Annotated in this window: 12 protein-coding genes; 5 read left to right on the forward strand and 7 right to left on the reverse strand. The window is 60.4% G+C overall.

All coding sequences use genetic code 11. The features are described 5' to 3' along the window. Position 1 precedes the first annotated feature (1 nt). Positions 2 to 2,950: an HD domain-containing phosphohydrolase gene (locus tag ACY4LX_RS24245; RefSeq protein ID WP_463258078.1), complete on the forward strand. Its 2,949-nt coding sequence runs from the start codon at positions 2 to 4 to the stop codon at positions 2,948 to 2,950. On the opposite strand, the gene ACY4LX_RS24250 is transcribed toward ACY4LX_RS24245, so the two are convergent. Next, positions 2,951 to 3,433 carry a GAF domain-containing protein gene (locus ACY4LX_RS24250; protein ID WP_149660143.1) on the reverse strand — a complete coding sequence of 161 codons (483 nt, stop codon included), beginning with the start codon at positions 3,431 to 3,433 and terminating at the stop codon, positions 2,951 to 2,953. It lies immediately after the preceding gene. Beyond that, entirely contained in the window at positions 3,430 to 4,320 is an 891-nt protein-coding gene (locus ACY4LX_RS24255) for an ATP-binding protein (protein ID WP_463258079.1), read from the reverse strand. The genes ACY4LX_RS24250 and ACY4LX_RS24255 overlap by 4 nt, the downstream gene beginning before the upstream one ends. Before the next feature lie 154 nt (positions 4,321 to 4,474). On the opposite strand from ACY4LX_RS24255, the gene ACY4LX_RS24260 reads away from it, so the two are divergent. Next, the gene (locus tag ACY4LX_RS24260) at positions 4,475 to 6,796 is read left to right on the forward strand and encodes a hybrid sensor histidine kinase/response regulator (RefSeq protein ID WP_149660141.1); all 2,322 of its coding nucleotides are present in this window, start codon (positions 4,475 to 4,477) and stop codon (positions 6,794 to 6,796) included. On the opposite strand, the gene ACY4LX_RS24265 is transcribed toward ACY4LX_RS24260, so the two are convergent. From ACY4LX_RS24265 to msrB, 3 genes are all read right to left on the reverse strand, one after another. Beyond that, positions 6,780 to 7,241, reverse strand: coding sequence for a MarR family winged helix-turn-helix transcriptional regulator (locus ACY4LX_RS24265; protein WP_463258080.1), 462 nt, complete (start codon positions 7,239 to 7,241; stop codon positions 6,780 to 6,782). The genes ACY4LX_RS24260 and ACY4LX_RS24265 overlap by 17 nt on opposite strands. Then, the gene (locus ACY4LX_RS24270; RefSeq protein ID WP_149660139.1) at positions 7,238 to 7,723 is read right to left on the reverse strand and encodes a glutathione peroxidase; all 486 of its coding nucleotides are present in this window, start codon (positions 7,721 to 7,723) and stop codon (positions 7,238 to 7,240) included. Before ACY4LX_RS24270 ends, ACY4LX_RS24265 begins: the two co-directional genes overlap by 4 nt. Before the next feature lie 212 nt (positions 7,724 to 7,935). Further along, positions 7,936 to 8,331 (reverse strand): peptide-methionine (R)-S-oxide reductase MsrB, encoded by a 396-nt coding sequence (gene msrB / locus ACY4LX_RS24275; protein WP_463258081.1) that lies wholly within the window; start codon positions 8,329 to 8,331, stop codon positions 7,936 to 7,938. A gap of 225 nt (positions 8,332 to 8,556) precedes the next feature. Here msrB and ACY4LX_RS24280 point away from each other — a divergent pair, with 225 nt between their 5' ends. Continuing rightward, on the forward strand, positions 8,557 to 9,768 hold the full coding sequence (locus tag ACY4LX_RS24280; RefSeq protein WP_054052048.1) for a pyridoxal phosphate-dependent aminotransferase: 1,212 nt from the start codon (positions 8,557 to 8,559) through the stop codon (positions 9,766 to 9,768). Positions 9,769 to 10,084: 316 nt separating this feature from the next. Then, positions 10,085 to 10,972: a protease HtpX gene (htpX, locus tag ACY4LX_RS24285; RefSeq protein ID WP_149660137.1), complete on the forward strand. Its 888-nt coding sequence runs from the start codon at positions 10,085 to 10,087 to the stop codon at positions 10,970 to 10,972. 69 nt (positions 10,973 to 11,041) lie between these two features. Here the strand turns inward: htpX and ACY4LX_RS24290 are convergent, their stop codons facing one another. Then, complete coding sequence (locus ACY4LX_RS24290) at positions 11,042 to 11,695, reverse strand: thiopurine S-methyltransferase (protein ID WP_149660136.1); 654 nt, start codon at positions 11,693 to 11,695, stop codon at positions 11,042 to 11,044. 103 nt (positions 11,696 to 11,798) lie between these two features. Between ACY4LX_RS24290 and ACY4LX_RS24295 the strand changes: the two genes are divergently transcribed. Further along, complete coding sequence (locus ACY4LX_RS24295; RefSeq protein ID WP_463258082.1) at positions 11,799 to 12,566, forward strand: DODA-type extradiol aromatic ring-opening family dioxygenase; 768 nt, start codon at positions 11,799 to 11,801, stop codon at positions 12,564 to 12,566. A gap of 98 nt (positions 12,567 to 12,664) precedes the next feature. Here the strand turns inward: ACY4LX_RS24295 and ACY4LX_RS24300 are convergent, their stop codons facing one another. Continuing rightward, positions 12,665 to 14,338 carry a DEAD/DEAH box helicase gene (locus tag ACY4LX_RS24300; protein ID WP_054052043.1) on the reverse strand — a complete coding sequence of 558 codons (1,674 nt, stop codon included), beginning with the start codon at positions 14,336 to 14,338 and terminating at the stop codon, positions 12,665 to 12,667. Positions 14,339 to 14,621 lie beyond the last annotated feature (283 nt).

The raw sequence follows: 14,621 nt of genomic DNA on the forward strand, positions 1-14,621 counted from the left end.
AATGCCCAGCCCACTGCGCCCGGATCGACGCCGGTTCCCCTTGCACGTGCATATCAGCGTCATGTTTACCTTCCTGTTGCTGTTGACCGGTGTGGTGCTGGGCATTTTCAACTACAGGCAAACCACGCAGATCATTCTTTCGAGCAGTGAAAAGCTCTTCGAGCGCATCGATCAGGATGTACGCCTGGACCTGCAGGCCACCTATGAACCGATTCGCCACCTGCTGAGCCTGCTGGCCGAGACCCCGGCCACCCAGGCCCCGAACCTTGAGCAGCGCCTGGCGCTGCTCAAACCGTTCAGCCAATCGCTCCAGGACAACCCCAACCTGGCCTCGCTGTACCTGGGCTACGCCAATGGCGACTTCTTCATGGTGCGTCCGCTGCGCACCGAGGCGTTGAAGGCGCTGCTCAAGGCCCCGGACATGGCGGCCTATCAGGTGTGGAGCATCGAGCACCCCGCCAGCGGCACTGCGGTCGTCTCGCAATCCCTTTTCTACGATCAGGCCCTGAACCTCATCAGTCGCCAGGACATGCCCGACGAAACCTATGACCCGCGAACCCGCGCCTGGTTTACCAGCGCTCGGGCGGAGGCGGACCAGATCACCACCGAACCCTACGTTTTTTTCTCCACCCACAACGTCGGCACCACCCTGGCCCGACGCAGCGGCGACGGTGCGGTGATGGCCGCGGACCTGACCCTGGCCGAACTTTGCGCCACCCTGGCCAAACACGTGGTGACCCCCAGCACCGAGATCGTGCTCTTCGATGCCGAGGGCAATGCCATTGCCTACCCGGACAGCGGCAAACTGATCATCGACGACCAGACCGCCCGCCTCGGCAAAGCCGCAGACCTGAATCCGGCCCTCGCTGCCCTGCTGGCCAGCCCGGCGGCGGGTAATCGTCTGGACGTCGCCGGCCGGCAGTGGATCGTCGCCCGCAGCCACATGCCGGAAGGAGGGCCCCAGGGTTTGCAAATGGCACTGCTGGTGCCCGAGGATGAATTGCTCGTCGATGCCTACCGCATGCGCTGGCAAGGGGCGCTGATTACCCTGGCCACCTTGCTGCTGTGCCTGCCGATGGGCTGGCTGACCTCGCGCATCCTGGTCAAGCCGCTGCGTGCGCTGGTGAAGGAAGCTGATGCGATTCGCAGTTTCGATTTCAACTTTCCCGTCAGCCGCCGCTCGCCGGTATTAGAGGTCGATCAATTGAGCCTGTCGATGGCGCGAATGAAGGACACCCTCGGCAGTTTTTTCCAGATCACCGACAGCCTGTGCGCTGAAACCCGCTTCGCGCCGCTGCTGCAACGGGTGCTGTTTGAAACCGTGAAAATCGCCCAGGCCCAGGCTGGCCTGATCTACCTGCGCGAAGGTGACGGCGAGCGCATCGAACCCCAAGGCCTGATCATCAATGGCACTTCCCACCCCTTGCCGTCGTTCGACCTTCAAGGCCACGAACTGCAGAACCCGCAGAACCCGGCGTGGCTGCAACAGCTGGCGAATGCGGACAATGTGGTCGCCAACCTGGGTTACGAACAAGCGGGGGATTTGCAGAAAGTCTTGCTCGCCATGCAGAGCCCGCGGGTGCACCTGATCGGCATTCGCCTGCGCAACCGGCATAACGAGACGGTTGGTCTGCTGATACTGCTGCTGGCCGACAGCGGCAACCAAAGCGACCTGGAAAAACTGCGCCCGGATCGCATCGCCTTTCTGCAAGCGGTGTCCGGCGCGGCGGCGGTGAGTATCGAAAGCCAGCGTCTGCAAGCCAAGCAAAAACAGCTGCTCGACGCCTTCATTCAACTGCTGGCCGGTGCGATCGACGCCAAAAGCCCCTACACCGGAGGCCATTGCCAGCGCGTACCGGCGCTGACCCTGATGCTCGCCCAGGCTGCGGCGGCCAGCCAGGACCCGGCGTTCAGCGGCTACCACCCCACCGAAGATGAGTGGGAAGCCTTGCACATCGCGGCCTGGCTGCACGATTGCGGCAAGGTCACCACGCCCGAATATGTGGTCGACAAGGCCACCAAACTGGAAACCCTGAACGATCGCATCCACGAGATCCGCACCCGTTTCGAAGTGCTCAAGCGCGATGCCTGGATCAACTACTGGCAGGCCATCGCCCTGGGTGGCGACGAGCAGCACCTGGCTGAATTGCGCAACGCCAACCTCGCCGGTCTGGACGATGACTTCGCCTTTATCGCTCGCTGCAATCTGGGTGGCGAGGCGATGGCCGAGGCCGACCTCCAGCGCCTGAATGTGATCGCCCAACGGACCTGGACCCGAACCCTGGATGATCGATTGGGGGTTTCCTGGGAAGAGAACCGGCGTCAGGCGCGCACCCTGGCGCCGACGCTACCGGTCAGTGAACCGCTGCTGGCGGACAAACCCGAACATCTGCTGGAACGCGCCGAAGGCGAACTGATCCCGCCAGACAATCCCTGGGGCTTCAAACTCGATGTGCCGCCGCACAAATACAATCGCGGCGAGCTGTACAACCTGAGCATTGCCCGCGGCACCCTGACCCGCGAAGAGCGCTACATCATCAATCACCACATGGTGCAGACGATCCTGATGCTCAGCCACCTGCCCTTCCCCGGCCACCTCAACAACGTCGCGGAAATCGCTGGCGGCCACCACGAAAAAATGGACGGCACCGGTTATCCCAAACGGTTGAAGCGCGAAGACATGAGCCTGCCGGCGCGGATGATGGCGATTGCCGATATTTTCGAGGCGCTGACCGCAGCCGATCGCCCCTACAAGAAAGCCAAGTCCTTGAGCGAAGCGCTGGGCATCATGGCGACGATGTGCCGTGATGCCCATATCGACCCTGAGTTGTTCGGGCTGTTTATCAACGAACAGATTTACCGGCAATACGCCGAGCAGTTCCTCGACCCGAAACAGATCGATGCCGTGGACCCGGCAAGCCTGCTGGTCAAGGCAGGCTTGCGGGCGTGATCAGCAATCGGTCAGGCGCAGGAAAATCGCGGCCAACTGTTCGATACCGGCCTGGTCGTCGGCAGTGAAACGCGCCAGTTTCGGGCTGTCCAGGTCCAGCACGCCGATCAGTCGGCCGTCCTTGACCAGTGGCACCACCAGCTCGCTGTTCGAGGCGCTGTCGCAGGCGATATGCCCGGGGAACGCGTGCACATCCTCGACCAATTGGGTTTGCAAGGTAGCGGCTGCCGCCCCGCACACGCCCCGACCGAACGGAATTCGCACGCAGGCGATCTGGCCCTGGAACGGACCCAGCACCAGTTCTTCATTGCGATTGAGGTAGAAACCGGCCCAGTTCAGGTCATCGAGCTGGTTGTACAGAAACGCGGAAAACTGCGCGGCGTTGGCGATGAAATCCCGCTCGTCCGCCAGCAAGGATTCCAGTTGCGCCCACAGCATGCCGTAGCCTTCAAGGCCCTGGCCGCTTTGTTTTAAATCGATCATGCCTTGTGCTCCAACAGCTTTAACCCAACCCAATAACGCGCAAATTGATAGGCGCAACGGCCATTGCGATTGCCCCGGCCAGTGGCCCAGCGGACGGCGAGAATGTCGAGTTCCTCGTTGCGTTGCCAGGCCAGGTCGGCCTTGTCGGCCAGTTGCCCGATCCAGTGCTCGACCACATTAAGGAAGTGTTCTTGAGTGAACGGATAAAACGACAGCCACAGCCCGAATCGATCCGACAACGCGATTTTGTCTTCCACGGCCTCGCTGGGATGCAGTTCGCCGTCAACGCGTTTCCAGTTTTCGTTATCGCTTTCCTTTTCCGGCACCAGGTGGCGACGGTTGGACGTGGCGTACAGCAGCACGTTGTCCGGCGCCTGTTCGAGAGAGCCGTCGAGCACGCTTTTGAGTACGCGGTAATCGCCTTCGCCGGATTCGAACGACAGGTCATCGCAGAACAGCACAAAACGCTGGGGCAGCTTGGCGACCTGCTCGACGATACGCGGCAAGTCCGCCAGGTGATCGCGCTCGATCTCGATCAGGCGCAAACCGGCCGCGTGATGTTCGGCCAGCAACGCGCGAACCAGCGACGATTTGCCGGTACCCCGCGAGCCCCAGAGCAACGCGTGGTTGGCCGGCATGCCGTCGATGAATTGTTGGGTATTGCGCCCCAGTTGCTCCACCTGGCGGTCGACACCGATCAGGTCGGTCAAGCGGGTGTCGAGGCTGACTTGCAGCGGCAACAGGAAACCGATGCGGCCCTCACGCTGCCAGCGCGCGGCCAGGCAATGCACCCAGTCGATGGTTTGCCGAGGGGCCGGCAGCAGGGGTTCGATACGGGCCAGAACGGCATCGGCGCGTTCAAGAAAAGCATTCAATCGGGAATCCACGTCTTCTCCTCGGGCACGTTTCACAGTAATGATGGTGATACGGCAACTTACATCAACCGCCCCCCTCAAACTGGGGCGGTGCGGGAACATCGGTATCCATGCATGATCGACTATGCTTGAGCAGCGAAGGGAAACGGAAGTGGTTCAACACCCCATGGATATCAAGTTCACCCACCGGCTTTCATACAAACAAGCCCGGCTCACTGTGCTGGTCGGTTTCATATTGGGCACCTTGCTCAGTCTGGTGCAAATAGGCATCGATTATGCCAGCGAAGACGCCTCCATCAACCGTGAAATACTGTCTTTACTGGAAATCAGCCACAACCCGGCCTCACGCATCGCCTACAACATCGATGCCGAGCTCGCCCAGGAACTGACTATGGGCCTGCTACGCTCGCCCGCGATCATCAGCGCGCAATTGACCGACAACAACAATACCGTGCTCGCCAGCGTCAAACGCCAGGGCCAGCAGGACGGTTATCGGCTGATCAGCGACTTCCTGTTTGGCGCCAACCGCCAGTTCGAAGACCGCCTCTACCTCGACCACTTGCCTGCCGAATCCCTCGGCACCTTGCAACTGGAGGTCGACACCTATGCCTTCGGCAGCCGTTTCCTGCGCCGGGCCGAAGTGACGCTGCTCAACGGGTTCGCCCGCAGCCTGATCCTGACCGGGATCCTGCTGGCGTTGTTCTACGTAATGCTGACCAAGCCACTGGTGCGGGTTATCCGCGAACTCAGCGGCCGTGATCCGCGCAGCGCGGAACCGACGTGGCTGGAGTACCCGGCGGGGCATGAAAACGATGAAATCGGCGTGTTGGTCAAGGTCGCCAATCAACAGTTCGAAAACATCGCCACCGAAATCCAGCAACGACGCAACGCCGAAAATCGCCTGACCGATTACCTCGGGCAACTGGAAAATATCGTCTCGGCCCGCACTGCCGAACTCAAGGCGATCAACACCCGGCTCAGCCAATCCAACGAGGAACTGGAAGTCGCCCGCCGGACGGCCCTGGACATGGCCGAAGCACGCTCGGCGTTCCTGGCCAACATGAGCCATGAAATCCGCACGCCGCTCAATGGCCTGCTGGGGATGATCGCGCTCTCGCTCGATGGACCGCTGAATGCCGAACAACAGCAACAGCTGTCCATCGCCCATGACTCGGGCAAGGTGTTGGTGGAGCTGCTCAACGATATTCTCGACCTGTCGAAATTCGATGCCGGCCAACTGGAGCTCGAACACATTCCGTTCGACCTCGGCTCGCTGATCGAGGACACCGCCAACCTGCTGTCGCAGAACGCCGCGCCCAGCGTCGAACTGGCCTGCCTGATCGATCCGCAGTTTCCGGCCCTGGTGCTGGGCGACCCGACCCGGGTCCGGCAGATTGTCAGCAACCTGCTGTCCAACGCGCTCAAGTTCACCCGTTTCGGGCGGGTCGATGTGCGGCTGTCCACCTTTGAGGACGGCGTGCGCATCGAGGTCTGCGACACCGGCATCGGCATCGCCCAGGACGCCCAGGTGAAAATCTTCCAGCCCTTCACCCAGGCCGGCGCCGGCATTACCCGGCAATTCGGCGGCACCGGGCTGGGGCTGGCGCTGACGTTCAACCTCTGCGAAGCCATGCAGGGACGGTTGACGATCAGTTCCGAAGCCGGGTTCGGCAGCCAGTTCTGCGCTGACCTGCCGTTGCCCGCCCACACCCGCGCCATCGCGCCGCAGCCGTTGCAAGGCAAGGTCATCGCGATTACGGCCGCCAGCAGTGGCCTGGCGGAACTGTTGAAAGGGTTGTTGCCGTTATGGGGGCTCGACTATCAGCAGCGCTCCATCGAGGATTCCTTGCTCGGCCTGGAACCGGATGTGTTGATCACTGACTGCCCGGAATGCCTGTTCGGCCTGCGTACCACGCTCAGCGCACCGATCCTGCTGGTCACCGCTTATGGCAGTTTCATGCCCAGCGAAGAAGCCGCGGCCCTGGCGCCGTTGCAGCAACAGGCGCGGCCATTGGCACGTAACGCGCTCTATCAGACATTGCGCCGGATCCTGCAACCGGACACCAGCACAATCAACGACGCCCGCCTCGACGCCCTCACCCCTCAACGCCGCGGTCGGGTGTTGCTGGTGGAGGACAACCCGGTCAATCAATTGGTGGCCAAGGGCATGCTCGGCAAACTCGGTTGCGAGGTGATTGTCGCGGCTCACGGTGCCGAAGCCCTGGATCAGCTGGAGCTGAGTGAATTCGATCTGGTACTGATGGACTGCAACATGCCGGTGATGGACGGCTACGAGGCCAGTCGGCACATCCGCCGCAGCGGGCGCTGGCCGCAGCTGCCGATTGTCGCCCTGACCGCCAACGCCATGTCCGAAGAACGCGAGCGCTGCCGTGCGGCGGGCATGAGCGACTACCTGGCCAAACCCTTCCGCCGGGAAGAACTGGCCGCCCTGCTCGACTTGTGGATACCGACTACGACAGTGCTTTGATCTGCCCCAACAGCTGATCAAGGCCCTCGCGCAGTTCATTCAAGTGATTGAGATCAACGCCGCTGTCGCAGAGCAGGCGCGCCTTGAGCGGCCCGACCTGCTCGCGCAAGGCCAGGCCGGCTGGCGTCAGGCTCAGGTGCACCTCACGCTCATCCCGCGCCGAACGCTGGCGCTGGACCAGTTGCAGTTGCTCAAGCCGTTTGAGCAACGGCGTGAGCGTGCCGGAATCCAGCGCCAGGCGTTCACCCAGGGCTTTGACGGTTGGCTGCTGCGGAGCCGCTTCCTGCCATTCCCACAACACCAGCATCGCCAGGTATTGCGGGTAGGTCAGGCCGAGCTGATCGAGCATCGGCTTGTAGCCACGAATCACCGCCCGGGAAGCGGCATACAGCTTGAAGCACAGTTGGCTGTCGAGCTTCAGCGAATCGGCGGACACGCTGTTCATTTGAGCAGGGCTTCAATCTCGGCGCTCAGGTCCTGCGGCTTGGTGGCCGGGGCGAAGCGCTTGACCAACTGGCCGTCCTTGCCGATCAGGAACTTGGTGAAGTTCCACTTGATGCCTTGGGAACCCAACAGGCCCGGTGCGCGCTTTTTCAGTTGCACGAACAGCGGATGGGCGTCGGAACCGTTGACATCGATCTTTTTGAACAGCGGGAAGCTGACGCCGTAGTTCAACTCGCAGAACTCGGATATCGCCCCTTCATTGCCCGGCTCTTGCTTGCCGAACTGGTTGCAGGGGAAGCCGAGCACCACCAGCCCTTGATCCTTGTAGGTCTGCCACAGCGCTTCCAGACCTTTGTACTGTGGGGTGAAGCCGCATTTGCTGGCGGTATTGACCACCAACACGGCTTTGCCGGCGAAGTCGGACAGGGTTTTCTGTTCACCCTTGATGGTGGTCACCGGGATGCTCAGCAGGTTGTCGCTCATGGTTCGGGCTCCAGAGGATGGAAGAAGCGTTGAACATAGCGAGCAATTGAATTGTGTGCAATTTAATAAATCAATAGAACGCCCGCCAATCCCTGTACCTGTACCTGTAGGAGCGAAGCTTGCTCGCGAAAGCGTCGGATCAGTCAACATCATTGTTGAATGTTAAGACGCCATCGCGAGCAAGCTTTGCTCCTACAGCAGGGGGATTCGGGTTATTCGCGGGGAACCAGGTCCAGGCACACCGAGTTGATGCAATAACGCAAACCGGTCGGTGGCGGGCCATCCGGGAACACATGGCCCAGGTGCGCATCGCACTTGGCGCAGACCACTTCGGTGCGGATCATGCCGTGGCTGACGTCGCGGATCTCGACCATCGCACTGTCGCCGATCGGCGCGTAGAAGCTCGGCCAGCCGCAGCCGGAATCGAACTTGGTCCTGGAATCGAACAACGGCTCGTTGCAGCAGATGCAGTGGTAAACGCCGTCGACCTTGCTGTCGTTGTACTTGCCGGAGAACGGACGCTCAGTGCCCTTGAGGCGGCAAACGTTGTACTGCTCCGGGTCGAGCATCGCCTTCCATTCTTCCAGGGTTTTATCCAACTTTTCCATCGTCACACCTCAGCAGCTGAAAAAGCCCGATCTGTACCTTTTCCAAGGATCGGGCGGCACGTATGATTGCGCCTCGTCAAACGCCAGTCTGGCAGCCAGACACCGCGCATTCAAACGGATTATGAGTGTCGCCATCGCAGGCGTCAGGCCTGTGTGAATACGCAGGATTCCCAGTACGGTCGTTCACACGCCGCCTGGATCGTTCATTTTCGGGAACACATCGCCATGCAGGTCAGCAAATCGAACAAGCTCGCCAACGTCTGCTACGACATTCGCGGCCCAGTGCTCAAGCACGCCAAACGCCTGGAAGAGGAAGGCCATCGCATCCTCAAGCTGAACATCGGCAACCCGGCGCCCTTTGGTTTCGAAGCGCCGGATGAAATCCTCCAGGACGTGATCCGCAACTTGCCGACCGCCCAGGGCTACAGCGATTCCAAAGGCCTGTTCAGCGCGCGCAAAGCGGTGATGCAGTACTACCAGCAGAAACAGGTCGAAGGCGTCGGCATCGAAGACATCTACCTGGGTAACGGCGTTTCCGAGCTGATCGTGATGTCGATGCAGGCCCTGCTCAACAACGGCGACGAAGTGCTGGTGCCGGCCCCCGACTATCCGCTGTGGACCGCCGCGGTCAGCCTGGCCGGCGGCAACCCGGTGCATTACCTGTGCGATGAAGGCGCCGACTGGTTCCCGGACCTGGCCGACATCAAGGCCAAGATCACACCGAACACCAAGGCGCTGGTGATCATCAACCCGAACAACCCGACTGGCGCGGTGTATTCGAAGGAAGTGCTGCTGGGCATGCTCGAACTGGCCCGCTCGCACAACCTGGTGGTGTTCTCCGACGAAATCTACGACAAGATCCTCTACGACGACGCCGTGCACATCTGCACCGCGTCCCTGGCGCCGGACCTGCTGTGCCTGACCTTCAACGGTCTGTCCAAGTCCTACCGCGTGGCCGGTTTCCGTTCCGGCTGGATCGCCATCTCCGGGCCGAAACACCACGCCCAGAGCTACATCGAAGGCATCGACATGCTGGCGAACATGCGCCTGTGTGCCAACGTACCGAGTCAGCACGCGATCCAGACCGCACTCGGCGGCTACCAGAGCATCAATGACCTAGTGTTGCCGCAAGGTCGCTTGCTGGAACAGCGTAATCGCACCTGGGAATTGCTCAACGATATCCCGGGCGTGAGCTGCGTCAAGCCGATGGGCGCGTTGTATGCCTTCCCGCGCATCGACCCGAAAGTCTGCCCGATCCACAACGACGAGAAGTTCGTGCTCGACCTGCTGCTGTCCGAGAAGCTGCTGGTGGTGCAAGGCACGGCGTTCAACTGGCCGTGGCCGGATCACTTCCGCGTGGTCACCCTGCCCCGCGTCGACGAACTGGATCAGGCCATCGGCCGGATCGGCAACTTCCTCAAGACTTACCGCCAGTAAGCTGACGGACACCGTGCGACTCGGTTCCGGGTCGCACGGTGATTGATTCAGCAACACATCTCTACACCCTGTCGGCCATCCTGGCCGTCATCCCTGCCTGCTGACCGATTTCCTGCTCGCGTCTAACAAAGACGGGGGCCGCGTCGTCCATCGACTGACAACCACGTCCTGCATCAGCGTCGGAAATTGCCTGCACGCGGCTAAACTGTTGCTGTAGGACACAGTTTGAAATAGTCACTCGGTTGAATAGCACGGTGCAGCACCTTATATACCCCGCAGTACGCTACATCTTAAGCATGAGGAGATTTCTACAACCATGATGCGCATTCTGCTGTTTTTGGCCACTAACCTGGCGGTCGTGCTGATTGCCAGCATCACCCTGAGCCTTTTCGGCTTCAACGGGTTCATGGCGGCCAACGGGGTTGATCTGAACCTCAATCAGCTGCTGATTTTCTGTGCGGTCTTTGGTTTCGCCGGCTCGCTGTTCTCGCTGTTCATCTCCAAGTGGATGGCGAAGATGAGCACCAGTACCCAAATCATCACCCAGCCGCGCACCCGTCACGAGCAATGGCTGCTGCAAACGGTCGAGCAACTGTCGCGCGAAGCCGGGATCAAGATGCCCGAAGTCGGGATTTTCCCGGCCTACGAGGCCAACGCCTTCGCCACCGGCTGGAACAAGAACGACGCGCTGGTCGCGGTCAGCCAGGGCCTGCTCGAGCGGTTCTCGCCGGATGAAGTCAAAGCCGTGCTGGCCCACGAGATCGGTCACGTGGCCAATGGCGACATGGTCACCCTGGCGCTGATCCAGGGCGTGGTGAACACCTTCGTAATGTTCTTCGCGCGGATCATCGGCAATTTTGTCGACAAGGTGATCTTCAAGAACGAAGAAGGCCAGGGCATCGCCTACTACGTGGCGACCATCATCGCCGAACTGGTGCTGGGTATCCTCGCCAGCTCGATCGTCATGTGGTTCTCGCGCAAACGCGAGTTCCGTGCCGACGAAGCCGGCGCACGCCTGGCCGGTACCAGCGCAATGATCGGCGCCCTGCAGCGCCTGCGGGCCGAACAAGGGATGCCGGTGCACATGCCGGACACCCTGACCGCATTCGGCATCAACGGTGGCATCAAACAGGGCTTCGCCCGCATGTTCATGAGCCACCCGCCGCTGGAAGAGCGTATTGACGCGTTGCGTCGCCGGGGCTGATAGCCCTGCGCAGAAACACGAAGGGGCGATCGATTGATCGCCCCTTTTTTGTGTCTTCTGCTTTTTGAATCAACTCACCAAGCGATACACCCGCTCTTCAAGCCGCGTCACACCGCTCTCGATAAACTTCCAGCTCTCGCCCAGCACATCCTGATCTTCCAGAATCTTCAATTTCCAGGCTGCCCCGAACAACCGCTGCACTTCATCGTCCAGTACGGCAAACGGCGGTCCGTCCTTTTGTGCCTGCTCGTAATCCAGGGTAATCAACAGCCCCAGGGAGTCCTTCGGCACAATCCGCTTCAGATGCTCGGCGTATTGCTCACGCATCTTCGGTGGCAAGGCGATCAACGCCGCGCGGTCATACAGCGCGCTGCAATCGGCAACATCACCGGCGGTCAGGGCGAAGAAATCACCACACCAGATTTCGATCGAGCCGGCGCGATAGACCGTGAACGGGCCCTGGTCGCTCACGTCCGGGTCAAATTGATGCTCGTGGAAAAAGTCCTCCACGGCCTTTTCCGACAATTCGATGCCCAATACCTCGTGACCGCATTTTGCCAGCCACAGCAGGTCCAGGCTTTTGCCACATAACGGCACCAGTACGCGCGCGCCCTCTTCCAGGCCCAGTTGCGGCCAGTACCGTTGCAGATATGGATTCACTTCCGGCAGGTGAAAGCCGATCTGATTCGACGTCCACCGCTTGTGCCAAAACTCCGGCTGCATAATTAATCCCGAAAATTCGATCAAAAGACCCTAAAACTTATATTAGATTTAGATCAATGATCTGACTGAAGATGACGCCATCTTACCCCTCAGGAGCTCTTACATGTTCCCCAGCCTCTACATATCCCATGGTTCGCCGATGTTGGCACTGGAACCGGGCGCCAGCGGTCCCGCCCTGGCGCGCCTGGCGGCAGAAATGCCCAGGCCAAAAGCCATCGTGATTGTGTCTGCGCATTGGGAAAGTAATGAGCTATTGGTCAGCGGGAACCCCCAGCCAGAAACCTGGCATGACTTCGGCGGTTTTCCGAAGGCGCTGTTTGAGGTGCAATACCCGGCGCCGGGCGATCCGCAACTGGCGGCCGAGGTGGTCGAGCTGCTCAAGGCGAATGACCTGCCGGCGCGCATCGATGCCAAGCGCCCGTTCGATCACGGGGTGTGGGTGCCGCTGTCATTGATGTACCCCCAGGCCGACATCCCGGTGGTGCAGGTCTCACTGCCGACCCGTGGCGGCCCGGCCCTGCAAACCCGTGTCGGCCATGCGCTGGCCAGCCTGCGCGAGCACGGCGTGCTGTTGATCGGCTCTGGCAGCATCACCCACAACCTGCGTGAACTGGACTGGCACGCCGGCCCGGAAAGTGTCGAGCCGTGGGCCAAGGCCTTTCGCGACTGGATGATTGAAAAGCTTGCCGCCAACGATGAAGCCGCATTGCACGATTATCGTCAGCAAGCGCCAAACGCGGTGCGCAATCATCCGAGTGATGAGCACTTGCTGCCGTTGTACTTTGCCCGCGGGGCCGGGGGCGAATTCGGGATTGCGCACCAGGGGTTCACCATGGGTGCCTTGGGCATGGATATTTACCGCTTTGGTTAACTGATCGTTCTCACGCTCTGCGTGGGAACGATCAGGCAAAAAAAATCCCCGAACCAGTCGGGGATTTTTTATGTGCGATCAATCAGCTCAAGAGCGGATTAATCTTCGCGATAGCGACGCAGCTTCAACTGCTTGCCAGCAACGCGAGTGTCCTTCAGTTTGGTCAGGAGTTTTTCCAGACCATCTTCCGGCAGCTCGACGAGGCTGAAGCTGTCACGCACCTGGATGCGACCGATGGCTTCACGAGCCAAACCGCCTTCATTCAGGATAGCGCCCAGCAGGTTCTTGGCAGCAATGCCATCACGCGCGCCCAGCGCGGTACGGCAACGAGCACGGCCTTCGGCCAATGGAACCGGAGCGCGACGCTCACGATCACCACGGTCCGGACGATCACCGGTGCGCTCTGGACGATCGCCACGCGGTGCGTTGTTCGGCACCAGTGGACGTTCCTTCTCGATCGCAGCCAGGGTCAGCGCCTGAGCGTTGGTGGCTTTGCGCAGCAGTGCAGCGGCCAGGGCACGCGGGGTGCAACCGATGTCGGCGGTCAGGCGATCGAGCAGATCACCGTGAGTCGATTCGGCATCAGCCACCAGTGGCGACAGGCTGTTGGTCAGTTTCTTGATGCGGGCATCAAGAACAGCTTGTGCGTCCGGCAGGCGAACTTCGGCAACCTTTTGACCGGTTACACGCTCGATCACTTGCAGCATGCGGCGCTCACGTGGAGTCACCAGCAGCAGTGCACGACCTTCGCGACCGGCACGGCCAGTACGGCCGATACGGTGAACGTAGGATTCCGGGTCGTACGGCATGTCAACGTTGAACACGTGAGTGATGCGCGGAACGTCCAGGCCACGGGCGGCAACGTCGGTCGCCACAACGATGTCCAGACGGCCATCCTTGAGGGATTCGATCACGCGCTCACGTTGGTTCTGAGCAATGTCACCGTTCAGCGCAGCGGCTTTGTAGCCTTTGGCTTCCAGGGCACTGGCCAGGTCCAGGGTCGCTTGCTTGGTGCGCACGAACATGATCAGGGCATCGAAGTCTTCGACTTCCAGCAGGCTCAATACAGCCGAGGTCTTCTGGTCAGCGTGAACCAACAGGTGAGCCTGTTCGATCGCGGTAACGGTCTGAGTCTTGGTCTGGATCTTTACGTGCTGCGGATCACGCAGGTGACGCTCGGCGATCGCACGGATCGACTGCGGCAGGGTCGCCGAGAACAATACGGTCTGACGGGTCGGTGGCAGAGCCTTGAAGATAACTTCGAGGTCGTCCATGAAACCCAGTTTGAGCATTTCGTCCGCTTCGTCCAGAACCAGGTGGTTCACGGTCGACAGGACTTTTTCGTCACGACGCAGGTGGTCGCACAGACGACCCGGAGTGGCGACAACGATCTGTGCGCCATTACGGATTGCTTTCAGTTGTGGGCCCATCGGGGCGCCGCCGTAAACGGCCACAACGGTAACGCCCGGCATTTGCTTGGCGTAGGTTTCGAAAGCGGTTGCTACTTGCAGCGCCAACTCACGGGTTGGCGCCAGGATCAGGGCTTGCGGCTCGCGCTTGGCAGGATCGATGCGATGCAGGATTGGCAGAGCGAACGCGGCGGTTTTACCAGTACCGGTTTGCGCCTGGCCAATCATGTCGTGGCCGGCCATGATGATCGGGATCGATTGCTGCTGAATAGCCGAAGGTTCTTCGTAGCCAGTCGCGATGACGGCTGCAAGAATATTCGGATTAAGATTAAAAGCGGCGAAGCCGCCGGTTTCCTGGGTCATGGGTCTGCCTCTAAGTGCATCCGCAAAGACCCATGCTCCAAAGCTGCGCATGCCGTGTAAGACTCAAGAGTCGCCCTGGCTGCTTTGTCGGCGGGGATTTGCGAAAACGAATGAATGAAAAAGATTCGTCAAGGAAGAGTCCGCTGTGCGGACGTGCAGCCGAAGCTGACTTCGGGGAATTGCGCTACCTAAACGCGGCCCGGTTAAAGGCCGGCGCGCACTATACCGGAATTCGCCCAAAAAGGGAGCATTATTTGTCGGAAAACTGACGCATACGCCGTTG

The organism is Pseudomonas sp. Emmai, from assembly GCF_055179735.1.

Coding starts and splice junctions, on each gene's coding strand:
- ACY4LX_RS24300 (WP_054052043.1), bottom strand. CDS start 14,338: ATGACCCAGGAAACCGGCGGCTTCGCCGCTTTTAATCTTAATCCGAAT.
- ACY4LX_RS24295 (WP_463258082.1), top strand. CDS start 11,799: ATGTTCCCCAGCCTCTACATATCCCATGGTTCGCCGATGTTGGCACTG.
- ACY4LX_RS24260 (WP_149660141.1), top strand. CDS start 4,475: ATGGATATCAAGTTCACCCACCGGCTTTCATACAAACAAGCCCGGCTC.
- ACY4LX_RS24280 (WP_054052048.1), top strand. CDS start 8,557: ATGCAGGTCAGCAAATCGAACAAGCTCGCCAACGTCTGCTACGACATT.
- ACY4LX_RS24250 (WP_149660143.1), bottom strand. CDS start 3,433: ATGATCGATTTAAAACAAAGCGGCCAGGGCCTTGAAGGCTACGGCATG.
- ACY4LX_RS24245 (WP_463258078.1), top strand. CDS start 2: ATGCCCAGCCCACTGCGCCCGGATCGACGCCGGTTCCCCTTGCACGTG.
- htpX (WP_149660137.1), top strand. CDS start 10,085: ATGATGCGCATTCTGCTGTTTTTGGCCACTAACCTGGCGGTCGTGCTG.
- ACY4LX_RS24265 (WP_463258080.1), bottom strand. CDS start 7,241: ATGAACAGCGTGTCCGCCGATTCGCTGAAGCTCGACAGCCAACTGTGC.
- ACY4LX_RS24290 (WP_149660136.1), bottom strand. CDS start 11,695: ATGCAGCCGGAGTTTTGGCACAAGCGGTGGACGTCGAATCAGATCGGC.
- ACY4LX_RS24270 (WP_149660139.1), bottom strand. CDS start 7,723: ATGAGCGACAACCTGCTGAGCATCCCGGTGACCACCATCAAGGGTGAA.
- msrB (WP_463258081.1), bottom strand. CDS start 8,331: ATGGAAAAGTTGGATAAAACCCTGGAAGAATGGAAGGCGATGCTCGAC.